The 26,999-nt window shown below is 55.5% G+C and carries 24 protein-coding genes; 15 read left to right on the forward strand and 9 right to left on the reverse strand.

Features of this window, described 5'->3' with window-relative positions; all coding sequences use genetic code 11:
- Nucleotides 1-7: 7 nt before the first annotated feature.
- The 3 genes from HF679_RS03345 (at nt 8) to HF679_RS03355 (ending at nt 2,733) form a co-directional block, all read left to right on the forward strand.
- Nucleotides 8-748 carry a proteasome-type protease gene (locus tag HF679_RS03345; protein ID WP_123754825.1) on the forward strand — a complete coding sequence of 247 codons (741 nt, stop codon included), beginning with the start codon at nt 8-10 and terminating at the stop codon, nt 746-748.
- Between the two features lie 217 nt (nt 749-965).
- The gene (locus tag HF679_RS03350) at nt 966-1,952 is read left to right on the forward strand and encodes a fatty acid desaturase (RefSeq protein ID WP_187042608.1); all 987 of its coding nucleotides are present in this window, start codon (nt 966-968) and stop codon (nt 1,950-1,952) included.
- On the forward strand, nt 1,942-2,733 hold the full coding sequence (locus HF679_RS03355; RefSeq protein ID WP_123754823.1) for a phosphate/phosphite/phosphonate ABC transporter substrate-binding protein: 792 nt from the start codon (nt 1,942-1,944) through the stop codon (nt 2,731-2,733). Before HF679_RS03350 ends, HF679_RS03355 begins: the two co-directional genes overlap by 11 nt.
- A gap of 34 nt (nt 2,734-2,767) precedes the next feature.
- Here the strand turns inward: HF679_RS03355 and HF679_RS03360 are convergent, their stop codons facing one another.
- The 5 genes from HF679_RS03360 to HF679_RS03380 are packed head-to-tail and all read right to left on the reverse strand — an operon-like array spanning nt 2,768 to nt 7,496.
- Nucleotides 2,768-4,120, reverse strand: a complete 1,353-nt coding sequence (locus HF679_RS03360; protein WP_123755499.1) for an LLM class flavin-dependent oxidoreductase — start codon at nt 4,118-4,120, stop codon at nt 2,768-2,770.
- A gap of 42 nt (nt 4,121-4,162) precedes the next feature.
- Nucleotides 4,163-5,062, reverse strand: a complete 900-nt coding sequence (locus HF679_RS03365) for an ABC transporter substrate-binding protein (RefSeq protein WP_123754822.1) — start codon at nt 5,060-5,062, stop codon at nt 4,163-4,165.
- A gap of 55 nt (nt 5,063-5,117) precedes the next feature.
- Entirely contained in the window at nt 5,118-5,786 is a 669-nt protein-coding gene (locus tag HF679_RS03370; RefSeq protein ID WP_123754821.1) for an ABC transporter permease, read from the reverse strand.
- Nucleotides 5,786-6,415, reverse strand: a complete 630-nt coding sequence (locus HF679_RS03375; protein ID WP_154144806.1) for an ABC transporter permease — start codon at nt 6,413-6,415, stop codon at nt 5,786-5,788. The genes HF679_RS03370 and HF679_RS03375 overlap by 1 nt, the downstream gene beginning before the upstream one ends.
- Entirely contained in the window at nt 6,408-7,496 is a 1,089-nt protein-coding gene (locus HF679_RS03380; protein WP_123754819.1) for an ABC transporter ATP-binding protein, read from the reverse strand. Before HF679_RS03380 ends, HF679_RS03375 begins: the two co-directional genes overlap by 8 nt.
- A gap of 35 nt (nt 7,497-7,531) precedes the next feature.
- Here HF679_RS03380 and HF679_RS03385 point away from each other — a divergent pair, with 35 nt between their 5' ends.
- The 8 genes from HF679_RS03385 to tdcG all read left to right on the forward strand — a co-directional run bounded on the left by HF679_RS03385 (nt 7,532) and on the right by tdcG (nt 17,344).
- Nucleotides 7,532-7,813, forward strand: coding sequence for a hypothetical protein (locus HF679_RS03385; RefSeq protein WP_187042609.1), 282 nt, complete (start codon nt 7,532-7,534; stop codon nt 7,811-7,813).
- Between the two features lie 532 nt (nt 7,814-8,345).
- Entirely contained in the window at nt 8,346-9,284 is a 939-nt protein-coding gene (tdcA, locus tag HF679_RS03390) for a transcriptional regulator TdcA (protein ID WP_123754817.1), read from the forward strand.
- 173 nt (nt 9,285-9,457) lie between these two features.
- Nucleotides 9,458-10,447, forward strand: coding sequence for a bifunctional threonine ammonia-lyase/L-serine ammonia-lyase TdcB (gene tdcB / locus HF679_RS03395; RefSeq protein ID WP_123754816.1), 990 nt, complete (start codon nt 9,458-9,460; stop codon nt 10,445-10,447).
- 144 nt (nt 10,448-10,591) lie between these two features.
- On the forward strand, nt 10,592-11,923 hold the full coding sequence (gene tdcC, locus HF679_RS03400) for a threonine/serine transporter TdcC (RefSeq protein WP_123754815.1): 1,332 nt from the start codon (nt 10,592-10,594) through the stop codon (nt 11,921-11,923).
- Between the two features lie 28 nt (nt 11,924-11,951).
- The gene (tdcD, locus tag HF679_RS03405) at nt 11,952-13,160 is read left to right on the forward strand and encodes a propionate kinase (RefSeq protein ID WP_187042610.1); all 1,209 of its coding nucleotides are present in this window, start codon (nt 11,952-11,954) and stop codon (nt 13,158-13,160) included.
- Between the two features lie 32 nt (nt 13,161-13,192).
- Nucleotides 13,193-15,487, forward strand: coding sequence for a formate C-acetyltransferase (gene pflB, locus HF679_RS03410; RefSeq protein WP_123754813.1), 2,295 nt, complete (start codon nt 13,193-13,195; stop codon nt 15,485-15,487).
- 13 nt (nt 15,488-15,500) lie between these two features.
- A complete protein-coding gene (locus HF679_RS03415; protein WP_123754812.1) occupies nt 15,501-15,890 on the forward strand; it encodes an enamine/imine deaminase in 390 nt (129 codons plus the stop codon).
- Between the two features lie 89 nt (nt 15,891-15,979).
- Nucleotides 15,980-17,344, forward strand: a complete 1,365-nt coding sequence (gene tdcG, locus HF679_RS03420; protein ID WP_187042611.1) for an L-serine ammonia-lyase — start codon at nt 15,980-15,982, stop codon at nt 17,342-17,344.
- A 74-nt stretch (nt 17,345-17,418) separates the two neighbouring features.
- On the opposite strand, the gene hpaX is transcribed toward tdcG, so the two are convergent.
- The 4 genes from hpaX to HF679_RS03440 all read right to left on the reverse strand — a co-directional run bounded on the left by hpaX (nt 17,419) and on the right by HF679_RS03440 (nt 22,233).
- Nucleotides 17,419-18,801 (reverse strand): 4-hydroxyphenylacetate permease, encoded by a 1,383-nt coding sequence (gene hpaX / locus HF679_RS03425; RefSeq protein ID WP_123755498.1) that lies wholly within the window; start codon nt 18,799-18,801, stop codon nt 17,419-17,421.
- A 525-nt stretch (nt 18,802-19,326) separates the two neighbouring features.
- Nucleotides 19,327-20,025 (reverse strand): RluA family pseudouridine synthase, encoded by a 699-nt coding sequence (locus tag HF679_RS03430; RefSeq protein WP_123754810.1) that lies wholly within the window; start codon nt 20,023-20,025, stop codon nt 19,327-19,329.
- Between the two features lie 114 nt (nt 20,026-20,139).
- Nucleotides 20,140-21,150, reverse strand: coding sequence for a type I glyceraldehyde-3-phosphate dehydrogenase (gene gap, locus HF679_RS03435; protein ID WP_123754809.1), 1,011 nt, complete (start codon nt 21,148-21,150; stop codon nt 20,140-20,142).
- Nucleotides 21,151-21,252: 102 nt separating this feature from the next.
- Nucleotides 21,253-22,233: a GlxA family transcriptional regulator gene (locus HF679_RS03440; RefSeq protein ID WP_123754808.1), complete on the reverse strand. Its 981-nt coding sequence runs from the start codon at nt 22,231-22,233 to the stop codon at nt 21,253-21,255.
- 355 nt (nt 22,234-22,588) lie between these two features.
- On the opposite strand from HF679_RS03440, the gene HF679_RS03445 reads away from it, so the two are divergent.
- The 4 genes from HF679_RS03445 (at nt 22,589) to HF679_RS03460 (ending at nt 26,734) form a co-directional block, all read left to right on the forward strand.
- Entirely contained in the window at nt 22,589-23,830 is a 1,242-nt protein-coding gene (locus HF679_RS03445) for a PocR ligand-binding domain-containing protein (RefSeq protein ID WP_123754807.1), read from the forward strand.
- 2 nt (nt 23,831-23,832) lie between these two features.
- On the forward strand, nt 23,833-24,885 hold the full coding sequence (locus tag HF679_RS03450) for a response regulator (RefSeq protein WP_187042612.1): 1,053 nt from the start codon (nt 23,833-23,835) through the stop codon (nt 24,883-24,885).
- A gap of 133 nt (nt 24,886-25,018) precedes the next feature.
- Complete coding sequence (metK, locus tag HF679_RS03455; protein WP_222618221.1) at nt 25,019-26,209, forward strand: methionine adenosyltransferase; 1,191 nt, start codon at nt 25,019-25,021, stop codon at nt 26,207-26,209.
- A 12-nt stretch (nt 26,210-26,221) separates the two neighbouring features.
- Complete coding sequence (locus tag HF679_RS03460) at nt 26,222-26,734, forward strand: BMC domain-containing protein (protein WP_123754804.1); 513 nt, start codon at nt 26,222-26,224, stop codon at nt 26,732-26,734.
- The last annotated feature ends 265 nt before the right edge of the window (nt 26,735-26,999 follow it).

Raw genomic sequence — 26,999 nt, forward strand, 5'->3', positions numbered from 1 at the left:
AACGACGATGACCTACTGTGTGGCCATGTGTTTAGAAGACGGGCTGGTTTTTGCCTCCGACTCCCGCACCAACGCGGGGGTGGACCATATCGCGACCTTTAAAAAGCTCCATGTTTTTGCCAAAGACGGTGAACGGGTGATGGTGCTGCAATCCGCCGGCAATCTGGCCACGACCCAGAGCGTGATAAGCCTGCTGACGACGCGAATGGCGACGCAGCAGGAACCGCATCTGATGCAGGTCAGTTCGCTGTATGACGCGGCGATGCTGATTGGCAAAACGCTGCAGGAGGTGATTCAGCGAGACAGCAGCAACCAGCAGAACTGCGGCAACACCAACTTCAACTGCAATCTGCTGCTGGGCGGGCAGATTGCCGGTGAAACCCATCGTCTGTTCCATATTTACCCGGAAGGCAACTTTATCGAAGCGTCGAGCGATACGCCTTATTTCCAGATTGGCGAAAGCAAGTACGGCAAGCCGATCATCGACCGGGTATTAAGCCGCGAGACATCGCTGGAGCAGGCGATGTGCTGCGCCCTGATCTCGATTGACTCTACGCTGCGCAGTAATCTCTCCGTCGGCCTGCCGCTGGACACGCTGCTGTACCGCAGCGACAGCCTCAGCAGCGGCGAGCAGCACCGCATCACCGACAACGATCCCTACTTCAATACCATCCGCAAAGCGTGGTCCGAAGGGCTGCAACACACCTTCCTGACGCTGCCGCCGTTTGGGGCCGGCAATCAGCAGTAGGGCGGCCGGCGGCTGATACCGCGGTGGCCGATGCCACCGGGGTATCGCTCGCGGCGCGGGCGTTATCTGCCGGTGACATATTTTGCCTGACAAACGGTGCGCTCAGCGTCTGATATTCCGTTTCTGCAAAAGCTAAGTGATTTAAATACTTTGTTTTTTTCTTTCATTTCTCACATCGTCGGGAGGTCAACGTCACGCACAAAGAGTCCCGGTAGTCATGACAAAAAAAACGTCGATGTATCTGCATCCAAAGCAACGTGCGCTTCTCCGTCAGCTGTCCCGTCGCTGGCTATGGCGCAGTGAATTACCCACCTGGTTATTAATTATTGTGGTCTATGGCGGCTGGTTTATGACGCTGACGTACTGGCAGACGCTGGGGATTTTCCCGGCGACGGTGCTGCTGATCTGGTTTACTGCCTGGTATATGTCGTTGCAGCATGAGCTGATTCACGGCCACCCCACCAACCGGGCGTGGTGTAACCAACTGCTGGGCACGCTGCCGCTGGCGGTGTGGTATCCCTACGGCCTTTACCGGGACTCCCATCTGGCGCACCACCATAACGAGCGTCTGACGTTGCCGGTGGATGACCCCGAATCCTACTATTTTACCGACGAGAGCTGGCGGCGTTTCTCGCCCTGGCAGCGTCAGGTGATTCATCTGCGCAATACCTTTATCGGCCGGCTGCTGCTGGCCCCGCTGCTGGATATCGGGCAGACGCTCGCCAGCGCGGTGAAGGCGTTTCGCTATCGGCAGGGCAAAGCGATGGCGATGTGGCTGATTCACCTCGGCTTGCTGGCCGGGCTGCTGGCGTGGATCGCGCACTGTGATTTTTCACCGCTCTATTATGTGGTTGCGGTCAGTTATCCGGCGCTGGCACTGACCAAAATTCGTTCCTTCCTTGAGCACCGGGCCGCAGACGATCCGTTGGCCCGGTCGGTCATCAATGAGGCCGGACTGGTGTGGCGGGTGCTGTTTCTTAATCTGAACTACCACGCTGTACATCATGATCTGCCCGGCGTTCCGTGGTACGGCCTGCGAAAAATCTACCTGCTTGAACGCGAGCGCTATCAGCAGCGTAATCACGGATTTTTGGTGCGAGGCTACGGGGAATGGTTACGCGCTTTTCTCTTCAAGGCAGTGGAGGTCAACGCCCATCCCGGCATCAAAAGCGTTAAGCCGGACGGAGAACATGATGCGCCATAATGTCGATTTACCGATGTACGCCATTCACCCTCAGGAGAATCAGGCTTTAGAGGCTGCGGTACGAGAACTTTTGCAGGCCCGGGGAATTGCCGCGAGTCTGCCGTCAACCGCCACGGATTTACTCTCCCACTGGCGTCAACCGGATCTGTTGCTGAGCCAGACCTGCGGCTACCCGCTCGTGACTTTGCTGCCCGACGTTCAGACGGTAGGGTGCTTTCACTATGGGGCCCCCGGCTGCGAAGGGATCGAATACCGCAGCCTGCTGGTGACGCGTGCGGCAAATAGCCCACGGCAACTGGCCGATTTTCACGGACTGCGGGCCGTCTGTAATTCGCCCGATTCGCAGTCAGGCTACAATGTGCTGCGAAAGATGATCGCGCCGCTTGCCCGCAACGGACATTTTTTTGGCGACGTCATTTTCAGCGGCAGTCACCGACAGTCACTTATCGATTTACAGCAAGGCGCGGGGGATATTGCCGCCATTGATTGCATCAGTTGGGCGCTGCTGGCCCGCCATGAACCTGCGGTGCTGGAGGGGTTGTGCGTTATTGAGCGAAGCCCACTGGCGCCAGGGCTACCGCTTATCACCGGGCCGCAAACGTCAGCGGAGACTCTGGCGGGCTTGAGAGCGGCGTTGCAACAGCTGGTCAGCGACCTACAGTATCGTGAGCGCTGCGACGCGCAGTTTATCTGTGGGTTTAGCCCGCTGACCCGGGCACCCTATAACCGGCTGCTGGCATGGCGGGAAGAGGCGCGACTGCAAGGGGTAAGCCAATTGTAAGTGACCGGAGAAGCGGGCTTCTCCGGGGCGGGGATTAGCGTGGATCTGCCGGTGGTGGGTGATGGATAAAGCGGTTTTCCGCTGGCGGTAAGCCCAGCTTTTCCCGCAGCGTACCCGGCGGATAGCTCGTTCTCATGACGCCGTTGCGTTGGAGAATCGGCACGACCAGCTCGACAAAACGGTCAAAATCACCCGGTAGTAACGGGAACATCAGATTAAACCCATCGGCAGCACCGGCGCGCCAGGTCTCGGTCAGCGCGCTGGCGACCTCTTCCGCACTGCCAATCAACAGCCAGCTATCGGAACTTTGCAGCAGTAAACGACCCAGTTGCAGGATAGTCAGCGACGGATCGTAATGGCGGATCAGCCGCAGCGCGGTACGGATCCCGTCGAAGGTCTCTTCGTCCGGCAGCGGCGGCAGCGGTTGGTCGACCGCATAGTCTGAGAGATCCATTCGCAGGTATGAAGAGAGCAGATCGATAGCCATCCGATCGCTCATCAGACGGTTATTAAGCTGCTGCCGCTGCGTTTTTTCCGCCTCAGAATTCACCACTACCGGCAGCACGCCAGCGATGATCTTAAAATGCGCCGGGTCACGTCCCTTGGCCCGCAGCCGTTGATTCATCTGCTCGCGATAGCTCAGCCCCTCCTCAATGGACTGAATAAACACGAAGTGCATATCTGACCACGTTGCCGCCAGATCTTTCCCTGCTTCTGAGGAGCCTGCCTGCACCAACACCGGATGGCCCTGCGGCGGACGCGGCAGGTTCAGCGGCCCGCGAACGGTAAAATGCTCACCGCGATGATCGAGGTGATGCACTTTCTGTTTATCGGCAAACAGGCCGCTTGCTTTGTCGTACAGCACCGCATCCTGTTCCCATGAGTCCCAAAGCCGGGTGACGACATCAATAAATTCACCGGCTCGGCGATAGCGGTTGCCGTGCTGTGGCAGCTGGTCGAGGCCGAAGTTGGCGGCTTCTTCCTCCAGCCACGAGGTCACGACGTTCCAGCTCGCCCGGCCATTGCTCAGAAAATCGAGTGACGCAAAATAACGAGCAAGGTTATAGGGTTCGTTATAGGAGGTGGACGCCGTGCCCATCAGGCCAATGTGTTCGGTGACGGCCGCCAGCGCACTGAGCAAGGTGATGGGCTCCAGGCGCGCGTTAGCGTAGTGGGTCAGGCCGCTAGGCACCTTGTCCCAGATAGCAATATGGTCTGCAACAAAAATGGCATCTAAAGTGGCCGCTTCGGCTTTTTTAGCCAGCCCGACATAGTAGTCCAGGCTGAAAATCTCGGTTGTCGGAGCCTGCGGGTGGCGCCAGGAGAAGCGGTAATCGCCCTGGGGATTAAAGAAGAACAGGTTTAAAATCATATGTTCTGTAGACATCGTCATGCTCTTTTGCTGATAGCCACTCCCTGGCCGTGATGATTAGTGGCCTGGCAGATTGGCATTAACCCACTGTTCGGCAACGGTTGCCGGGTCTTTATGCTGCAGATCAACCTGTTGGTTCAGCGCGATCAGCGCCGCATTATCAAGCCGGGAGGAGACCTGATTAAGGACGCTACTGACGTTGGCGGAAAGGCTGGCTTTGCGCACCAGCGGCACGACGTTCTGGCTGGGTTGCTCATGCTTATCGTCGGCTAACACCACCCAATCTTCTTTCGCCAGGTTACCCTGGGTAGAGATCACCGTGGCCACGTCGATCTTGCCGGAGTTCAGCGCCAGACGGGTTAATGGTCCCCCCATATCAAGTGACTTCACCGCTTTAAACTCAAGGCCGTAGACGCGTTTGAGGCCCGGAAGCCCGAGGGCGCGCACCGCCAGCTCTGGCGGTCCTCCGATAGTCAACTGATGGGCAATCGGCTGCAGATCGGACAAGGTCGTCAGGTTGTATTTCTTCGCCGTTTCAGCGCGCACCGCCCAGGCGGTAATCGATGTGGCCGGAGAGGGGGTGAGCAGCGTGAATTCGCCAGGCAGTACCTTCGCCAGTTCGGCGCTGACATCGCTCTGGCTGGTGGCCAGGGTTTTCCCGTCATAATAGTTGAGCAGCGCGCCCAGATATTCCGGCACGATATCGATCTCGCCGCTCTTTAATGCCGGCAGGATGATTTCGCGGTTGCCGAGATTCAGTCGCGTTTTTACCTCAATATTATTTTTCCTCAGCGCACTGGCATAAATATTCGCGAGGATAGAACTCTCGGTAAAATTAGCGCCGCCGATCGTTACGCTTTCTGCCAGCGTACTGAAACTAAGACTGAGTAATCCCGCGGTAAGAATCGATAAGCGCCACCGACGGGTATTAACAGGAAACCCTAATATATGCTTCATAATGCCTCTTTATATGCAGATGATTGGTGGAGTCAGGGCCTATTCTATTAGGCTCTTAATGCTCGGCTACGAGCGTGGTACGGCGATATTTTCGGTTGAAACAGGAAAAACATAATTCACTGCCGATAGCCAGCAGCGAGACCACCAGCGACCCGGCAATAACCTGCGGGAAATCGCGTTGCCCAAGGCCGTCGATCAGGAAACGCCCCAGGCCGCCAAGGCCGGCGTAGGCGGCGACCACGGCGGTAGCGATAAGCTGGACCAGCGCGGTACGTATCCCGGCGATAATCAGCGGGGCAGCCAGCGGGATGCGCAGCTGCCACAGGCTTTGCCATGGCGTCATTCCCAACGCGGTGGCGGCATCGCAGAGCGGGCGGTCGGCATGATAAATACCGACCCAGGCATTGGTCAGGATCGGCGGGATCGACATCGCCACCAGCGCCGCAAAAACCGGAATGTCGTTAAAGCCAAAGACAATAATGCATAATAAAATGAGTCCTAATGACGGAATGGCGCGGCCAATATTAAACAGATTAATAATAATAAACGCACCTTTGCGCCAATAACCCAGCGCAATACCCAGCGGCAGGGCAATTACCGATGACAACACGATGCTAATGAGGACATAATAAATATGTTCGCGCAGTCGCATTAATATTCCCGTATCGCCAAGCCAGTGCTCAGGTTGTAAAAGCCAGCGAACCGTCGCAAGTAATATATCCATTAGCGTGTCCAGGGCGTGAGCCAATAGCCGACATGGGCTATCAGGGAGTCCAGTAAAAATGACAGCATGAGGCTTAATACCACGCTGGCAATAATGGGCGTAAGAAAATCCTGATTAAATCCAGCCAGCAGCAGTTGCCCCAGCCCGCCCTGGCCAATCAGGGCGGTCACGGTCACCAGCCCGACCAGCGTCACGGAGGCAATCCGCAACCCGGCAAACAGCGAGGGCACCAGCAGGTGCAGCTCAATATCAATAAACCGATATCCGCGGGTGTACCCAAGCGCGCGCGCCGACTCCAGCACGGCGACGGGCAGCTTTTCTATGCCGGCGATGACGTTACGTAACAGGATCAACAGCGAGTAAACCGTTAAACCAATGACCGACGTCGTGAGCGACAGGCCGGTAAAAGGTAATAAGAGAATAAATAACGCCAGCGACGGGATGGTAAAGATAACCCCGCAAAGATAAATCAACGGTTGAGTGGTCACCGGCCAGCGTAGCGTGAGCACGATGAACGCGCCCGTCAACACGGTGCCAAAAAACAGCGAGATGGCGACCAACTGCGTATGCTGCCATAGCAGCTCGCCAATCAGGATTTTGTTGGCATAAATCCACGACCAGTCAATCATAGCGGCGAATTTCCACGTCGCCGTCCAGCACATTGCGCAGCAGGATATGAGAGACGCTGCCCTGGTACTGCCCGTTGCTATCGACGTGGACCAGCACGCCGCCGGGCGCATCCAGCAGGGCGCTATAGGCAAAGCGCAAAGAGTTCAGGGCCGAAAGCGGCTGGGCTATCGGCAACGTAATACGCTTTTCTGGATCAAACCAGTGCAGGGGGCGCTGCTGTTGATCCAGCACCAGCCGCAGCGGGCTGGCGACCGTTGGATGTGCGCTGGCGATCGGTGATAAACCTTCATCCAGCAGCGGGACATCGTGTCGCGGCAACTGACCGACCTGGAGCATCCCAAGGCGCTTAAGATTCGGTTCGGGACCAATAAAACGCTGCACAAACTCGCTGGCCGGGTGCGCCAGAATCTGCTCTGGCGTATCGCACTGCGCCAGCACGCCTCCTTCCTGGAAAATAGCGATTTTATCGCCTAGCCGGATGGCTTCATTAATGTCATGCGTTACCAGCACAATGGTCTTATGCAGGCGCTGCTGTAGCAGTAACAGTTCATCCTGCAAGCGTTCGCGTACCACCGGGTCAATGGCGGCAAAGGGTTCGTCCATCAACAGAATCGACGGGTCGGCGGCGAGCGCCCGCGCGATGGCCACGCGTCCTTGTTGCCCGCCAGAGAGTTGGTGCGGATAGCGGGTTAACAGATGACGGTCCAGCGACATTAAGTCCACCAGTTCATCGATGCGTGCGCGAATGCGTGATTTGTGCCAGCCAAGTAAGCGCGGCACCGTGGCGATATTTTGTGCCGCCGTCCGGTGGGGAAACAGTGCGGCGCTTTGCATCACAAAGCCAATGTTGCGGCGGACCTGAATAATATCAGCCAGCGCGATGTTCACCCCCTGCACATAAACGTTGCCGGCATCCGGTTTATCGAGCTGATTGATCATGCGCAATATGGTCGTTTTGCCACAGCCGCTGGGGCCGACGAAAGTACAGAGTTCACCGCTGTTAATGACCAGGTTAAGGCCGCGTATTGCCGCATGCGCGCTGCCGGGGTAGGTCTTTTGAATGTTTTCTAATCTGATCATCTGGTGTTGTAACACTCTGAATTTATAGAGAAGTAATGGCTTTCATCGCGGAGTTGACACCTTACAAACTACCGACAGGTTTCAGGGAGGGCAAATACGTTATTCGCATTTGCATAGTTGGAATCTGGACAATTCCTGAACCGAAGGAATGCGGTTTGATCTGGCATAAAGCAATGGTGATATTTGCATCGGCCGCCATAGGTGAATGGCCGTACGGCGGCCATTTTTCTGTCCGTCAGCGAGGTCAGCCGAATATCGATTTGCTAATTTGTGATAAGCAGCACAAATGGCTGTCAGTGGTTTATTTGATCGTATGAAAAATTGCATTTGATTTTAATCAAAAAATAACATGCTGCATTATGGCCATAATGCAGCGATAAACGTGTTAAATAAATGCTGGTTTATTGTGTCTTATATATTGCGTGATAATGAATGAAATAGTTTTTTAGCCACAACATGGGGCGAAAAGTGTGACCTCTTACGGTTTTTAAACCCTGTTTGCTGTTATTTGTCATAATATTTTATTAATTACATTAACAGTTTAATGACGATGCCGGCGAATAATTATACGGCTAATGGTTAAATATCAGTCTTAATACCCACAAAAATAGATCAAAAATTAACCTTTGTTATCCCCATAAAATATTTTTATCCCCGCATATATTCTTGATAAAAGTCATGTCTGAAGCGGCTTTTTAATATCTAATTATTTGATTTGAATGGTTTTATTTTTACTCGCGGTGGGCTGCTAAATACACGAGGGGGGTGTTTGTGAGTGGTCTCACATAACCACCTAATCGCCATTTGGTACACTTCACCCCGTCGAGAAAATAATGGAAGCAGGTTGCTATGAATACGATTACTCTGCCAAAAACACAGCATCTGGTGGTATTCCAGGAAGTCATCAGAAGTGGCTCCATCGGCTCAGCAGCAAAAGAATTAGGCTTAACGCAACCTGCCGTCAGTAAGATAATTAATGATATCGAAGCCTATTTCGGAACCGAATTAGTGGTGCGTAAAAATACCGGCGTCACCTTGACCAATACCGGACAAGTGCTGCTGTCGTGGTCCGAATCGATCACCCGTGAAATGAAAAATATGGTCAATGAGATGCACAGCATGACCTGCAACACGGTAGTTGATGTCTCTTTCGGTTTTCCGTCGCTGATTGGCTTCACCTTTATGTCTGACATGATCCACAAGTTCAAAAAGGTGTTCCCTAAAGCTCAGGTCTCGATGTACGAAGCGCAGCTCTCCTCGTTTCTCCCGGCGATCCGCGACGGCCGTCTCGACTTCGCCATCGGCACGCTGAGCGACGAGATGAAACTTCACGATCTTCACGTGGAACCACTATTTGAATCCGAGTTTGTGCTGGTGGCCAACAAGTCCCGAACATGCAGCGGCACCACCACGCTGGCATCGTTGCAGAACGAACAGTGGGTGTTGCCGCAAACCAATATGGGTTACTACAGTGAACTCCTTACCACCCTCCAGCGCAGCGGCATCAACAGTGAAAACATCGTTAAAACCGACTCGGTCGTCACCATTTATAATCTTGTTCTCAATGCTGATTTCCTGACGGTCATTCCCTGCGATATGACCACACCGTTTGGCTCCAGTCAGTTTATTACCATCCCGATTAGCGAAGCCTTACCGGTTGCCCGTTACGCGGCAATCTGGTCGAAGAATTATCGTATTAAAAATGCCGCCTCGGTGCTGGTGGAATTAGCGAAAGAGTATTCGGCATTTAATGGCTGTAGGAAGAGACAATTAATAACTGTTGATTAAATAAATTTTCTTTTCTGATTATTAATATTCAGATCATCGACTGATATTCAGTCGGTGGTTACGGCGAACTTTACGGTTAAATATTCGATCCTTAATGGCGGAGGGGCTTTCTACGCCGCAAATACGGATTGAACGTCATCTTTATTATTTTATACCAAGGTTAAGAGGCTCTAATGCACATTACATACGATCTCCCGGTTGCCATTGAAGATATCCTCGAAGCGAAAAAAAGACTGGCGGGTAAAATTTATAAAACAGGCATGCCGCGCTCTAATTATTTTAGCGAACGTTGCAAAGGTGAAATATTCCTCAAATTTGAAAATATGCAGCGTACCGGCTCGTTTAAGATCCGCGGTGCATTTAACAAACTGAGTTCGCTCAGCGAAGCGGAAAAACGTAAGGGCGTCGTGGCTTGCTCTGCCGGCAACCATGCGCAGGGCGTCTCGCTCTCCTGCGCCATGCTGGGCATTGATGGCAAAGTGGTGATGCCAAAAGGGGCGCCGAAATCAAAGGTTGCCGCCACCTGTGATTACTCGGCAGAAGTGATTCTCCACGGCGACAACTTCAATGACACCATCGCCAAAGTGAGTGAAATTGTCGAAATGGAAGGGCGCATTTTTATTCCGCCTTATGACGACCCGAAAGTGATTGCCGGGCAGGGCACTATCGGTCTGGAAATAATGGAAGACCTGTATGACGTCGATAACGTCATTGTGCCCATCGGCGGCGGTGGTTTGATTGCCGGCATTGCGGTGGCGATTAAATCCATTAACCCGACCATTCGTATTATTGGCGTGCAGTCTGAAAACGTCCACGGGATGGCCGCCTCTTATTATGCTGGCGCAATTACGTCGCATCGAAATACCGGCACATTAGCCGATGGCTGCGATGTTTCTCGCCCCGGCAACCTGACCTACGAAATCGTCCGCGAGCTGGTCGACGATATTGTGCTGGTCAGTGAAGATGAAATTCGCAACAGCATGATTGCCTTAATTCAGCGCAATAAAGTGATTACTGAAGGCGCCGGCGCCCTGGCCTGCGCAGCATTATTGAGCGGGAAGTTAGATAGCTATATCCAGAACCGTAAAACGGTCAGCATTATTTCTGGTGGCAATATCGACCTTTCACGTGTTTCGCAAATTACTGGTTTATACCCTAAATAATTCGAGTTGCTTGTAGGCGGCAAGGCCGTAAATCCCCAGGAGCTTACTCAGGTAAGTGACTGGGGTGAACGGGTGCAGCCAACACCCAAGCAACTTGAAGGATAACGGGTTTAGTTGACGCTTAATCTTATGTGAGGACAGGATATGAGTACTACAGATAGCATTATATCCAGCGAGACAAGAGAATCATCGTGGCGTAAATCGGACACCACGTGGACCCTGGGCCTGTTCGGGACCGCCATCGGCGCCGGGGTGCTCTTCTTCCCCATCCGCGCCGGCTTTGGCGGCCTGATCCCCATCTTACTGATGCTGGTCTTAGCCTACCCGATTGCCTTCTATTGCCACCGGGCGCTGGCTCGCCTGTGTCTGTCCGGTTCGAACCCGTCCGGTAACATCACCGAGACGGTAGAAGAGCATTTTGGTAAGACCGGTGGGGTGGTGATCACGCTGCTGTACTTCTTTGCAATCTGCCCGTTGTTATGGATTTATGGCGTCACCATTACCAACACCTTTATGACCTTCTGGGAAAACCAGCTGCAGATGCCGGCGCTTAATCGTGGCCTTGTGGCGTTGTTCCTGCTGCTGCTGATGGCCTTTGTCATCTGGTTCGGCAAGGACCTGATGGTCAAAGTGATGAGCTTCCTGGTGTTCCCGTTTATCGCCAGCCTGGTGCTGATTTCGCTGTCGCTGATCCCTTACTGGAACTCTGCGGTTATCGATCAGGTCAATCTCAGCGATATCGCCCTGACTGGTCACGATGGCATCCTGGTGACCGTATGGCTGGGGATTTCCATTATGGTCTTCTCCTTTAACTTCTCGCCGATTGTCTCCTCGTTCGTGGTCTCCAAACGCGAAGAGTATGAAAAGGAGTTTGGCCGCGACTACACCGAGCGTAAGTGTTCAAAAATCATCTCTCGCGCCAGTATGCTGATGGTTGCCGTGGTGATGTTCTTTGCCTTCAGCTGCCTGTTTACGTTGTCGCCGGAAAACATGGCGGACGCGAAAGCGCAGAACATCCCGGTGCTCTCTTACCTGGCAAACCACTTTGCCTCCATGACCGGCAGTAAATCGTCATTTGCCACGGTACTCGAGTACGGGGCGTCGATTATCGCGCTGGTGGCCATTTTCAAATCCTTCTTCGGCCACTATCTCGGCACCCTGGAAGGGCTGAACGGCCTGGTACTGAAGTTCGGTTATAAGGGCGACAAAACCAAGGTCTCCACAAGCAAACTGAATACCATCAGCATGGTCTTCATTATGGGCTCCACCTGGGTGGTGGCTTATGCGAACCCCAATATCCTCGACCTGATTGAAGCGATGGGCGCGCCGATTATTGCCTCGCTGCTGTGCCTGTTACCGATGTATGCCATCCGTAAAGCACCATCACTGGCGAAATACCGTGGCCGCCTCGATAACGTCTTCGTCACCGTCGTGGGTCTGCTGACCATTCTGAATATCGTCTACAAACTGTTTTAATTAAGCTCAGGATGAGCGGAGTCAATACATGAATGAATTCCCGGTAGTACTGGTCATTAACTGCGGATCGTCTTCAATTAAATTTTCAGTCCTTGATGCAATGAGCTGTGATGTTTTAATGGCCGGTATTGCCGATGGGATTAATTCTGAGAATGCATTTTTAGCCATTAATGACGGCGCGCCAGTTAAACTGGCGCAGCATAGCTACGAAGGCGCATTAAAGGCCATCGCCTTTGAACTGGAAAAACGTGAATTGATCGATAGCGTGGCATTAATTGGTCACCGTATTGCACACGGCGGAAATATCTTTACGGAATCCGTTATTATTACCGATGAGGTTATCGATAATATCCGCCGGGTATCGCCATTAGCTCCGCTGCATAATTACGCCAATCTCAGCGGTATTACGTCGGCCCGGCACCTGTTCCCCGGCGTCAGACAGGTGGCCGTGTTTGATACCAGCTTCCACCAGACCCTGGCGCCGGAAGCTTATCTGTACGGGCTGCCGTGGAAATATTACGAGGAACTCGGCGTGCGCCGCTATGGGTTCCACGGGACCTCCCATCGCTATGTTGCCCAGCGGGCGCACGACCTGCTGGCACTGGATGAAGACGATTCCGGGCTGGTAATCGCCCATCTGGGTAACGGCGCCTCGGTTTGCGCGGTGAGCAACGGGCAAAGTGTCGATACTTCCATGGGGATGACGCCGCTGGAAGGGCTGATGATGGGCACCCGCAGCGGAGATGTCGACTTCGGCGCGCTGGCGTGGATCGCCAGCGAAACCCAGCAGACCCTGAGCGACCTTGAGCGGGTGGTCAATAAAGAGTCCGGACTGTTAGGGATCTCCGGTCTCTCATCAGACCTGCGGGTACTGGAGAAAGCCTGGCACGCGGGGCATGAACGCGCCCGACTGGCGATCAAAACCTTTGTCCATCGCATCGCCCGCCATATTGCCGGACATGCGGCTTCGCTCCAGCGCCTGGACGCGATTATTTTCACCGGCGGTATCGGTGAAAACTCATTATTAATTCGCCGGCTGGTGATCGACCATTTAGCCGTACTGGGGGTGACCCTGGATGTGGAAATGAATAATTTACCGAATTCCCATGGTGAAAGAATTATTTCCACGCCGAATACCAGAGTCAGCTGCGCCGTTATTCCCACCAATGAAGAGAAAATGATTGCCCTCGATGCCATTCATTTAGGGGCAATGCACGCGCAAGTGGAATTTGCTTAATTAATTTTTGTTCTGTAGAGAGATGATTTTTCATGAAGGTAAATATCGATACCAGCGACAGGCTGTATGCCGACGCGTGGCAAGGTTTTCACGGTACGGACTGGAAAGAAGAAATTAATGTCCGCGATTTTATTCAGCACAACTATACGCCATATGAAGGAGATGAATCTTTTCTGAGCGAAGCCACGCCGGCGACCACCGCGCTGTGGGGCAAAGTGATGACGGGGATTCATATTGAAAACGCGACCCATGCGCCAGTCGATTTCGATAGCAATATCGCGACCTCGATTACCGCACATGATGCCGGCTACATTGACCCGGCGCTGGAAAAAATTGTCGGGCTACAGACCGATAAACCGCTTAAACGCGCGCTGCACCCGTTCGGCGGCATCAACATGATCAAAAGCTCGTTTGAGGCTTATGGTCGTGAAATGGATCCGCACTTTGAGTACCTGTTTACCGACCTGCGTAAAACGCACAATCAGGGGGTATTTGATGCTTACTCGCCGGATATGCTGCGCTGCCGTAAATCCGGGGTGCTGACCGGTCTGCCGGACGGCTATGGCCGCGGGCGGATTATTGGCGACTACCGCCGTGTGGCGCTGTACGGTATTCGTTACCTGGTGCGCGAACGTGAACTGCAGTTTGCCGACCTGCAATCCAACCTGGAGTACGGACAGAATCTGGAAGCGACGATTCGCCTGCGCGAAGAGCTGGCGGAACACCGCCGCGCGCTGTTGCAGATGCAGGAGATGGCGGCGAAATATGGCTGCGATATCTCCCGCCCGGCGTCCACGGCCCAGGAAGCGGTGCAGTGGGTCTATTTTGCCTACCTGGCGGCGGTGAAATCACAAAATGGCGGCGCCATGTCGCTGGGGCGTACCGCCACCTTCCTCGATATCTATATTGAACGCGACCTTAACCGCGGCCACCTGACCGAGCAGCAGGCCCAGGAGCTGATCGACCACTTCATTATGAAGATCCGCATGGTGCGCTTCTTGCGCACGCCGGAGTTCGACACCCTGTTTTCCGGCGACCCGATCTGGGCCACCGAAGTCATCGGCGGCATGGGGCTTGACGGGCGGACTCTGGTCACCAAAAACGCCTATCGCTACCTGCATACCCTGCACACCATGGGGCCGGCGCCGGAGCCAAACCTCACGGTGCTGTGGTCCGAAGCGTTGCCGATTGCCTTCAAAAAGTATGCGGCTCAGGTCTCGATCGTCACCTCATCCCTGCAGTATGAGAACGACGATTTGATGCGCGCCGATTTTAACAGCGACGATTACGCCATTGCCTGCTGCGTCAGCCCGATGATTATCGGCAAACAGATGCAGTTCTTCGGCGCCCGCGCCAACCTGGCCAAAACGCTGCTGTACGCAATCAATGGCGGCGTGGATGAGAAACTCAAGATTCAGGTGGGGCCTAAAACCGCGCCGCTGCTGGATGAGGTGCTCGATTACGACACGGTGATGGAGAGCCTCGACCACTTTATGGACTGGCTGGCGGTGCAGTACATCAGCGCGCTGAACATCATCCACTACATGCATGACAAGTACAGCTATGAAGCCTCGTTGATGGCGCTGCACGACCGCGACGTCTACCGCACCATGGCCTGTGGCATGGCCGGTCTGTCGGTGGCGGCGGATTCGCTGTCGGCCATTAAGTACGCGAAGGTGAAACCGGTCCGCGACCATAACGGCCTGGCGGTCGATTTTGTCATCGAAGGCGACTACCCGCAGTATGGCAATAATGACCAGCGGGTCGACAGCATCGCCTGCGATCTGGTCGAGCGCTTTATGAAGAAAATCAAAGTGCTGCCAACCTATCGCAATGCCGTGCCGACCCAGTCGATCCTGACCATCACCTCCAACGTGGTGTACGGCCAGAAGACCGGTAATACCCCGGATGGTCGACGCGGCGGAACGCCGTTTGCTCCAGGGGCGAACCCGATGCACGGGCGCGACCGCAAAGGCGCGGTGGCGTCATTAACCTCGGTGGCTAAGCTGCCGTTCACCTACGCCAAAGACGGCATCTCCTACACCTTCTCCATCGTGCCGGCGGCGTTGGGCAAAGAGGAGACGGTGCGTAAAACCAACCTCGTGGGGCTGCTGGACGGCTACTTCCACCATGAGGCTCACGTCGAAGGCGGGCAGCATCTCAACGTCAACGTGATGAACCGGGAGATGCTGCTGGATGCCATCGAACATCCGGAAAACTACCCGAACCTGACCATTCGCGTTTCTGGTTACGCGGTGCGTTTCAACGCGCTGACCCGTGAACAGCAGCAGGATGTCATCTCCCGTACCTTTACCCAGGCGCTATAACGCCGGAGGAATCATGAGAAAGATAATCGCAACCCAGGATGCGCCGGGGGCCATCGGGCCGTATGTTCAGGGCGTTGATCTCGGCACGCAGGTGCTGACATCGGGGCAGATCCCGGTCTGCCCGCAGACCGGCGCCATTGCCGACAACGTGGCCGATCAGGCGCGTCAGAGCCTGGAGAACGTGAAAGCCATAGTTACGGCGGCAGGGTTAACGGTCGGCAGTATCGTCAAGACCACGGTTTTTATTACCGACCTTAACGATTTCGCCACCATCAACCAGGTCTATCAGCAGTTCTTTGACGAGCATCAGGCGATCTATCCGGCGCGCAGCTGCGTTCAGGTGGCTCGCCTGCCGAAGGACGTGAAGCTGGAAATCGAAGCTATCGCGATCCGCGACCTCTGAGGCAACGGCGGCGGGGCGGGAACTTCCCGTGCCGCCGCACCGGAGCGCGACCCGCGCTCTTCTCTGAACGGCAATCCGAGGCGGTAAATATGATTAGCGCATTCGATATTTTCAAACCGGGAATCGGTCCTTCCAGCTCGCATACCGTGGGGCCGATGAATGCCGGGAAACGTTTTATCGACCAGCTGGTTACCCAGGGCGAACTGGTGCACATCACCCGTATTGTGGTCGATCTGTATGGCTCGTTGTCGTCGACCGGCAAGGGCCATGCGACCGACGTCGCTATTCTTCTGGGACTGGCGGGCAACAGCCCGCAACATGTCGACATCGACGCGATTCCGGCATTTATTCAACAGGTCACGCAGCACGGGCGTCTGCCGCTCGCCATGGGCGCGCAGACCGTTGATTTTCAGATGGCCGACGATATGGTGTTCCACTCCCACACCCTGGCGTATCACGAAAATGGCATGCGCATTACCGCGTGGAGTCACTCCGGCCCGTGGGCCAGCCAGACCTATTACTCGGTCGGGGGCGGGTTTATCGTTGCCGAAGGGGAGACCGGGGAGAGCCGCGATGACGTCATCCAGGTGCCGTTTGAGTTCCGCTCTGCCAGTGAACTGCTGCATCTGTGCCAGCACAACGGGCTGTCGGTCTCCGGACTGATGATGCAAAACGAGCTGGCCTTACGCAGCAAGGCGGAGATCGATGCCGGATTGCAGCACATCCACGCGGTGATGTGGGACGGTATTGAACGCGGCATGAATACCGAAGGCGTGCTGCCCGGACCATTGAATGTCCCGCGTCGTGCCGCGGCGTTGCGGCGGCGGCTGGTCTCCAGCGACAGCCTCTCCAGCGATCCGATGAACGTCATCGACTGGATCAACATGTTCGCCCTGGCGGTTAGCGAAGAGAACGCCGCCGGTGGCCGGGTGGTCACCGCGCCGACCAACGGCGCCTGCGGGATTATTCCGGCGGTGCTGGCTTACTACGATAAATTCCGCCGTCCGGTCAACGCCAGCTCGCTGGCGCGCTATCTGCTGGGGGCGGGGGCCATTGGCGCGCTGTATAAAATGAATGCCTCGATTTCCGGGGCCGAAGTGGGGTGTCAGGGGGAAATTGGCGTGGCCTGTTCGATGGCGGCCGCTGGCCTGACCGAGCTGCTGGGCGGCAGTCCGGCGCAGGTCTGCAATGCCGCGGAAATTGCCATGGAGCATAACCTCGGCCTGACCTGCGACCCGGTTGCCGGGCAGGTGCAGATCCCCTGTATTGAGCGTAATGCTATCAATGCGGTAAAAGCCGTCAATGCCGCGCGGATGGCGCTGCGCCGCACCTCCGAGCCGCATGTCTCGTTAGATAAGGTGATCGAAACCATGTACGAGACCGGCAAGGATATGAATGATAAGTACCGGGAGACATCCCGCGGCGGGCTGGCGATAAAAGTGCTCTGCGTTTAAGCGTCTTTGATGGGGGCGGTTCCCACAGAAACCGCCCCCTTAAGGACGATGCCGACAGGCTCAGGCCTGGCGGCTTATGTCGATGATGCAAGGCGGCTCTGCTGCACCGCCGCTTTCATCGGGATCAGGGCGATGACCAGCGCGCCGAGCACGAGGAACCCGGCGACCATAAAGATCCCGGCGTTGAAGTTCCCGGTGACGTCTTTCAGCCAGCCCATTAACAGCGGCCCCAGCGCCGCGCCGGTCATCCCGGTGGCGTTGATCACCGCAATCCCCAGCGCCCGCGCGCGCAACGAAATCGCCTGGTCAGGAGTGGTCCAGAAAATCACCATGGCGGCAAAGGCGCCGCTGGAGGCCATCACAATCCCGGTGAATTGCAACAGCGGGTTGCTGCTGGAGGCGGTTAACATCCAGCCGGCCGCCGCGAACAGATAGGGCAGCAGGGTGTGCAGTTTTCGCTCCTTCAGGCGGTCAGATCGTTTACTCCACCAGATCATCCCGACGATGGTACAAACCTGCGGGATCGCGCTCAGAAGACCGATGGTGACGTTGCTGCTCTGCTCGTTGAAGCTGCGCAGGATCAGCGGCGTCCAGACGCTAAGGGCGCTTAAGGTGTTAGTCAGACAGAAATAGGCCAGCGTATAGAGCAGGATGATTGGCGTAAACAGCTCCCGCAGCATGCTGCGCTGGGACAGCGGCGGGCTGGCTTCGCTGAGCCGCGACGCCTGCAGCGCTGCACGATCCGCTTCCAGCATCTCATTGAGACAGGCCTTATCATCGGCGGTCAGCCATTTGGCTTTATCCGGACTGTCGTCCAGCCAGAACCAGACCACCAGCCCCAGCAGCACCGACGGGAAGCCTTCCAGCAGGAAGAGCCACTGCCAGCCTTTCAGGTTCAGCACGCCATCCAGATTGAGGATATACCCCGAAGCCAGTGAGCCAAGCGCCATGGTGACGGGCATGGCGATCATAAACAGCGCGTTGGCGCGGGCGCGATATTGCGCCGGGAACCAGAAGGTTAAATAGAGCAGCAGGCCGGGTAAAAAGCCGGCTTCGGCGATACCCACCAGCATTCTCAGCACATACAGACTGTTCGGGCCGGTGGCAAACATGGTGGCGGTGGAGGCAATCCCCCAGATAACCATCAGGATGGCAATCCAGCGGCGCGCGCCGACGATGCTGAGCATGATGTTGCTGGGAATACCGCAAATCACGTACATCACGTAAAACAGGGTGGTCGCCAGGCCAAACATGGTGCTGGTGAGGCCGAGGTCTTTGCCCATGGTCAGGCCGGCAAAGCCGATGTTGATACGGTCGAGGTAGGAGAAAACGAACAGAATAAAGAGAAACACGATTAAGCGACGAAAGAGTTTATTGATCACCGATTGCTGACGGGCATCCAGTGGTCGATCCGCAGGGGCAGGTGGGACCAGACTCTCGGAGCGAGTCTGTTCCATTGACGGGCTATTGTTCATCAAAAGCTCCACATTATGATTATTTATATTGGCCAACAGGTCGGCTAAACGTATAGGAAACAGAGCGGGTAAACGTCAATTTAATGTTCAATAAATGATACGAAAATGTTATTTACTCGACATTTAAGAATCACAATGAGATCCCGATCGCGTGTCCAGCGATCGATAGTTTGCCGGAGGGAATGCCACAAAATGTCGACGTTATCGTCCGAGTGGAACCAGAGTCAGGCAGATGTTCTCAGGAGGGTAGCGTCATGCGGAAATTACGCTTTATGCTGCGGGTGGACAGCAGGTGCAGGAGGCAGAAAGTGATGCACTTCAATGTGGTTAAATAAAGCCCGATTTTTACTTGAATATTCACGTAAATGTTCCATCATTTAACGTCGTCGTCCTGCTGTTGGTCGTCGCGACCGATCGCCGATTTTAATATGATTCACTTTTACTGCTAATTAATAATATCGCGAAGCTTATTTGCACGGCTTGCTGCTGCGTCAGGCCAGAGACAGGTCAGAACGGGCTGTCGTGGGTGGCGTGAAACGGTTCGCCGCTGACCGGGTGAACGAAGTGCAGCGCGCTGGCATGGAGCATCAGGCGCGACGCCTGCTGGCTGCCGGGCCAGCTCAATCCCCCGTACAGATCGCAGCCTAAGATCGGATGCCCCAGTTGCTGGCAGTGGATCCGCAGCTGGTGGGTGCGGCCGGTTTCCGGGAACAGTTGGACCCGGGTCAGCGGCAGCAAGGTGCCGTCGGTATTCGTGTGGTGCAGGCGTTCCACCACCTGATAGCGGGAACGCGCGGGCTTGCCGTTGATGGCGCAGATTGTCATGCGCGGGAACAGCGCCGGGTCTTTGGCGATGGGGGCATCAATCACCCCTTCGTCGTCGGCAAGATGGCCGCACAGCAAGGCGCTGTAAACCTTCTGCACCGTGCGCTGGCTGAACTGCTGGCACAGTGCGGCATTGATGGCCTTATTCTTCGCTACCACCAGCAATCCGGAAGTACCAAAATCAAGACGATGCACCAGCGTGCAGCCGGGAAATTCCTGCGCCAGACGATAGTGTACGGAATCGAGATTCTGCGGGTTTTTGCCTGACAGACTGAGCAGGCCGCTGGGTTTGTCGATCAGCAGCAGATGGTGGTCCTGATAGAGGATGGCAATCTGCTCGTGGCAGGGTGGCGCAATAAAGTTATCGACGATGGCGGACATGAGCGGGCGCTTAAAAAGGGTGGGGGCGGATAATAGCGAATTTTCCGCCCGCTGGCGACTGTGCCGGTCGTTGTGTCGGCGGCGGGCCCCGTCCGCGGCCGCCGCCGGTATCGGCTACTGTTCGCGCTGGGCGATATACTGCGCCAGCTCAACGAGGCGGTTAGAGAAGCCCCATTCGTTGTCATACCACGCGAGGATTTTCACCATATTGCCGCCAATCACCAGGGTCGACAGGCCATCGATAATCGACGAGCGCGGGTCGCCCTGATAATCGCTGGAGACCAGCGGTTCATCGCTGTAGCCGAGGATCCCCTGTAGCGGGCCAGATGCTGCCGCCTGACGGAAGGCGTTATTGACCTCTTCCGCGGTGACGTTGCGCTCAAGCGTGACGGTCAGGTCGACGATCGAGACCACCGGCACCGGCACGCGCAGTGAATAGCCGGTCAGGCGTCCGTCGAGTTCCGGGATAACTTTGCCCAGCGCTTTCGCCGCGCCGCTGGAGTAGGGCACGATGGAGAGCGCCGCCGCCCGCGCACCGCGCAGATCTTTTTCCGGCTGATCGTGCAGCGCCTGGCTGTTGGTGTAGGCATGAGTGGTATTCATCAGCCCGTGTTGAATACCAAACTGCTGATGCAGCACCTGGGCGGCCGGGGCCAGACCGTTGGTGGTGCAGCTACCGTTGCTCACGACCGCGTGCTGCTGCGGATCGTACAGCTGATGGTTAACGCCCATCACGATGGTTAAATCATCATTCTTGCCGGGGGCGGAAATGATCACCCGTTTGGCGCCGCCGCTGTGAATGTGGACGGCGGCCTGTTCGCGTTCGGTGAAGAAACCGGTGGCCTCGATGACAATCTCTACCCCGGCGTCACGCCACGGGATCCGCGCCGGGTCGCGCTCGCTATAGACGATGACCGGTTGACCATCGACCTGCAGCTGACCGTCAGCCGCCTCTACGCTGACCGGCAGGGTGCCCAGCAGCGAGTCATATTTCAGCAGATGGGCCAGGGTTTTGCTGTCCGTCAGATCGTTGATCGCCACAATCTGAATCTCTGGATGACGTAATGCTGCACGCAGGACGTTGCGTCCGATTCTGCCGAAACCGTTGATGCCGACCTTAACCATAATTCGCTCCTGTGCGCCTACCTGGTAGGCTGTCTTAATTGCTGTCTCTGGCGTTACTGTAGGCGGCGATGGTTTTGGCGTAAATGACAAATAAGGATCACTTTACGCCATTTTGCGGCAGTGGAAGCGCTGGCGGTATTCACCCGGCGTCAGGTGGAGCTGTTTTTCGAACAGGCGGCGCAGATTAATGGTGCTGCCAAACCCGGTGTCTTCGGCAATATTATCCAGGGTGTCGTTGGTCTGCTCCAGCCGCTGCCGGGCGGCGGCAAGGCGCGCCTCGGCCACGTAGCGCGCCGGCGAAGCCCCGGTTTCCCGGGTAAACACACGGGTGAAATTGCGCGGACTCATGGCGACTTTTTCTGCCAGGTTTTCGACGCACAGGTCGGCGGTGAGGTTGGCGAGGATCCACGTCAGCAGGTCGCCGATGGGGCCAGGGGTGTTGATTCTGGCGAGGTTATAGCGACTAAACTGCAGCTGACCTCCGGGACGACGCAGGTACATCACCATATCCTGGGCGACATCGCGGGCGAGGCTAAAACCATAATCCTCTTCCACCAGCGCCAGCGTCAGGTCAAAGCCGGAACTGACGCCGCCGGAGGTCCAGATGGGCCCGTCCTGGACATACAGCGGCCCGCCTTCGACGCGGATCTCAGGATAGGCGGCCTGCATCGATTCCAGCAATTTCCAGTGGGTGGTGGCGCGCCTGCCGTTCAGCAGCCCGCTCTGCGCCAGCAGTAGTGCGCCGCCGCAGATGGAGGCGATGCGGCGAGCGTGAGGGGCGGCCAGACGCAGCCAGTCGACGACCGCAATCCCTTCCTGTTCGCTCTGTCCTTTCCCGGTAATGATGATGGTATCGAGCGGCTGCCGTGGATCGAGCTCGTGCAGGCGATGGTCGGCCAGCAGGTTGAGGCCGGACTGGCCGTGAATCACCTGATGCGGTTGGGTGGTGGCGACGGCGATGCGATAGCACGGCGACTCGACGCCGTCCGGGTGCAGCCGGTTAGCCTGCATCAAAATGTCGGCAATGCCGGCGGACTCAAACAGCATGCCGCCATCGGGGACGATTATCAGTATGTTTTTCATGTCCTGAAAAGTAACGCTTTGGCAAAATAAGTCAACAGGCGGGACGCATTGAGCGTGGTGGCGCGCTTTAGTCCGCACGACATCCCGAAGCAGCGACAGGTTGAACATCCCCGTCGCAATATTGCACCCGCGGGCCAAGGATAACGTCCCCGTATTTATTTTAATATTCATATGAAATGGGGACTGTTTTTATATTTATGTAAAGGCCTCGGATAAATGTTAATTAATGCGAGAAAATAGAACATCAGGTTAACATATTAATTATTATTCATTTTTTGTTTGTGAGCGATTTCATTATTTTAAAAGCGTAAATAAGGTATGGTCTGGCTGCATTTGACCTGACCTGGCGGATATCATGAATAATAAATACAAACTACACGAATTTCTTGATGTTGACCGGTTGCAAACGCTGCAGGACAATTTTAGTCAATCCATGATGATTGCCCTTGTGGTGGTCGATCAGGACGGTATTCCGGTCACTCGCGCGAGCGGTTTCTCTGATTTTTGCGCCCGATCAAGAATGAATACCAGCCTGGCCCGCCACTGCTACGATAGCGATAGCGCCGGTGGGCAGGCGGCGATGCTGGCCGGGGAGCCGGTGGTTTACCGTTGCTACTGCGGTTTCGTCGAGTTTGCCGTGCCCATCATGATTAATAACCATTATCTTGGCGCGTTTATCTCCGGGCAGGTGAAGGTCGAGGCGGAGAAAGAGCAAACCATTCCCTACATCCTCAACAATAACCACCTGTGGCAGGAAAACCCGTGGCTTTTGGATCTGCATGAAAATACGCCGCGTATGCCTTACGAGCGTTTTGAATCAACGGCCTATACGCTGCTGCATGTTGCTTCGTATCTGGTTGAGCAGGCGCACGCCAACAATATCCAGCGTGAATTACGCCAAAAAGATCAGGAACTCACCAGCGAGTTACGCAAGCGCGTGGAGATCGAACGCTCGCTGCATGAAGCCGAGTTTAAGGCGCTTTCCTACCAGATTAACCCCCATTTTTTGTTTAACGTGCTGAATACCATCGGCCGGCTGGCGTTTCTTGAAGATGCCAGCCGTACCGAAACCATGGTGCACGACTTTTCTGACATGATGCGCTATTTGCTGCGTAAGAATCACAACGGCCTGATTACGCTTGGTCGGGAAATGAATTATGTCAGTTGCTACATGTCAATTCAGAAAGTCAGAATGAATGAGCGCTTTGACTATGTTTGCGATATCCCGGAAAAATATAATGAGACGGTGTGTCCATTTTTAATTCTGCAACCGCTGGTCGAAAACTTTTTTAATTATGTTGTCGAACCGCGTGAAACCACCAGCCACATTATTTTGCGCGCCACCGACGATGGTCACGATGTGATTATTGACGTCACCGACAACGGTGACGGTATTTCACCAGAGGACATTGCGCATATCCTCTCTGGCAATCAGAACCGACAGAAAGGCGGCATCGGCATTAATAATATCAACAACCGCCTGCAACTGTTATTCGGTGAAAACTATGGTTTACAAATCACCAGCCCCCATAAGCCGATGCTCGGTACCACGGTGAGACTGCGGTTCCCGATGGCGCCGACCGAGCCTGGAGTGTGAGTATGTATAATATTGTTATTGTTGAAGATGAGCGCATTGAGTCAGAGTCGCTCAAGCGAATCGTCTCTCGCTGTGTGGAAAATTCGGTCATTCATGAAGCATCGACCGGTAATAAAGCCATTAAACTGATCGATGAGCTCAATCAGATCGATATGATGCTGGTGGATATCAATATCCCGTTACCCAACGGCAACCAGGTGATTGAGTACCTCAAGCAGAAAAATAGCCAGACCAAAGTGATTGTGACGACGGCAAACGATGACTTCGACATTGTGCGTCATATGCTGAGCCTGAAGGTGGACGATTATCTGTTAAAGCCGGTCAAGCAGAGCATTCTCAGCGATACGATTCGCAAAACCTTGCTGGTGGATGAGCAGGGGGCAGTGGCGACGCGGGAGCAGCGGCAGACGATAAGCGATCTGATAAGCGGCTGCGATTATCCCGGCTGGCACTGCTTTTTATTCGCGGCGCTGGATACGGCCTGTAGCGAATCCCCGACGGATAACGAGGGGGCCAACGCGCTGATTGACGTGCTGGAATTGCTCCAGCAACACCTTGCCGGTCTGGGCGACAAATATACCCCGTGCCGGCAAAAAATCAGCGTGCTGATGCAGGGCATTCACCAGCACGGGCTGTCCGCCTGCCGCTACTGGCAGACCATGGGGGGACTGTTAAGCCTCAGCCACGACCTGTTCGAACTGTTGTTTAAAAGCGCCAGCGGCAGCATGGATTTTGTCGCCAGAGCGCGCTTTCATATCGAGAAAAACCTGCTGAATAACATGACCCTGGATGATATCGCCGCAGAGTCCTTCGTCAGCCCGTGTTACCTGAGTCGGGCATTTAAGAAGAGCACCGGTAGCGGGTTCTCAAGCTATATCACCAGCCGCAAAATCAATCTCGCCAAATCCCTGCTGCAGTTCAGTGATTTAAAAGTCAACACTATTGCGCTGGAACTCTCCTGGCAGGATGCGAACTATTTTTGCCGGATCTTCAAAAAAGAGACCGGCATCGCGCCATCAGATTATCGTCGCAACGCCGCGCCCGAAGCGTGCTGATACGCACCCGGCCTTTCTTGCGCTGACCGTGGCGTAAGCGCAAGAAAGTCCGCCATTCCGGCAAGATTGTTTACTCGTTGGCGCCCCCCGCGCCGCTAAGATGGGACACGATTCTTTTTACAGTGGCCCTGCCGTGGACGACTACCTTTTTACCTCTGAATCGGTTGCCGAAGGGCACCCGGATAAGATGGCGGACCAGATCTCTGACGCCATTCTTGATGCCTGCTTACTCAACGATCCCTGGGCCAAAGTGGCCTGTGAATGCCTGGTGAAAACCGGGGCGGTGATTGTGGCCGGGGAAATATCGTCCCAGGCGAGGATCGACATCGAACAGATTGTCCGGGCAACCGTGAAATCAGTCGGCTACGACCACTCGCTGAAAGGCTTTGATGCCGCAACTTGTGCGGTTATCAGCATGCTTGGTCGGCAATCTGACGATATCGCCAGCGGCATTCGTGCCAGCGATCCGGCCTCGCTGGGGGCCGGCGATCAGGGCATGACCTTCGGCTATGCCTGCGATGAAACGCCGCAGCTGATGCCCGCGCCGATCGTGTACGCGCACCGGCTGATGGCCCGGCAGGCTCAGCGACGTAAAACGGGCCAACTGGATGGCCTGCTCCCGGACGCCAAAAGTCAGGTGACGCTGCAATACGGCGACGGGCGGATACACCATGCGGACACCATCGTGGTCTCCACGCAGCATCGCGCCGATTTTCCGCTGGCTATGCTGCGCGAAGCGGTGATGGAAGAGATCGTCAAACCGGTGATCCCGGCGCGCTGGCTGACGCCCGCCACCCGGATACTGATTAATCCCGCCGGGCCGTTTGTTCACGGCGGTCCTGCCGCGGACTGCGGCCTGACCGGGCGCAAAATCATTGTGGATACCTACGGCGGCGCAGCGCACCACGGCGGCGGCGCGTTTTCCGGTAAAGATCCATCGAAAGTCGACCGTTCGGCGGCCTATGCGGCGCGCTATGTGGCGAAAAATATCGTTGCCGCCGGGCTGGCGACGCGCTGTGAAGTCCAGCTGGCCTGGGCCATCGGCCTTTCCCGCCCCGTGTCGGTGGCGATCAATACTTTTGGGACTTCCCGGCTATCGGCGAACCGGCTGACGCAGCTGGTCAGCCAGCATTTTGACCTTAGCGTTTACGGCATTATCCGCGAGCTGGATTTGTTGGCGCCACGCTATCGCCAGACGGCCTGCTACGGCCATTTCGGTCGGGAAGTCTTCCCCTGGGAACGTACGGACCGCGCGCAGCTGCTGCGTGATGATGCCGCCGGTCAACGGTGCACCCCCGTCAGTTCCCCATTGAATGAAAAATAACAGGAGAGAGTTATGTCCGGGCAGAGCTTAGGCTTAATAGAAACCGTTGGCTTAACGGTGGCGGTAGAGGCCGCCGATGCCGCAATAAAATCGGCGAATGTCGAACTGGTCGGATACGAACTGACTAAGGGCGGCGGGCTGGTGACCGTCAAACTCACGGGGGAGGTCGGGGCGATGAATGCTGCCGTTTCAGCCGGGGTTGCCGCCGCCGGTCGGGTAGGCCAGGTCTACGCCTGGAAAGTGATTGCCCGTACCGCCAGCGGCATTGATCGCCTGATTGCCTCCGCACAGACCTGCGGTACGGCAGACGACCCCGCAGAACCCGCCACGTCCCCAGAGCCTCCCGTAGAGGCCATTCCTGCTGCGGCGATCCCGGTGGTGAATCTTGAGCCGGTCACCGAGAGTGTCTCCTGCCTTGATCTTGAGGAGAGCCTGAGCGACGTTTCGGCTCCAGCGCCGGAGGAGCCAGCGTTGACAGAGGAGAAAAAAACGGCGCGGCCGCGTGGGAAAAACACCCGTCGCTAGCCGTCATACTTTGCGTGAGGCCACCTGCGGATGCCATAACCAAAATTGTTAGTGGTCGCTCTCAACTGCGTTATACAGTGCTGCGTATACACAACTCTGACACGGTAACTCTCGACGGATAGGAGAACAGCGATTATCTGATCAAGGCGGTAGATCCGTGCAAGGTATTGCCAGCCAGTTACACTGCGAAGTATATGTTAGTAAAAATATCGATGTATGCTTGCTTGGGCGATACGATGGGTAAGGAAATAGGTAAATCACTTGG

Source organism: Enterobacter sp. JUb54, from assembly GCF_014298075.1.
GTDB classification, from domain to species: Bacteria; Pseudomonadota; Gammaproteobacteria; order Enterobacterales; family Enterobacteriaceae; genus Klebsiella; species Klebsiella lignicola.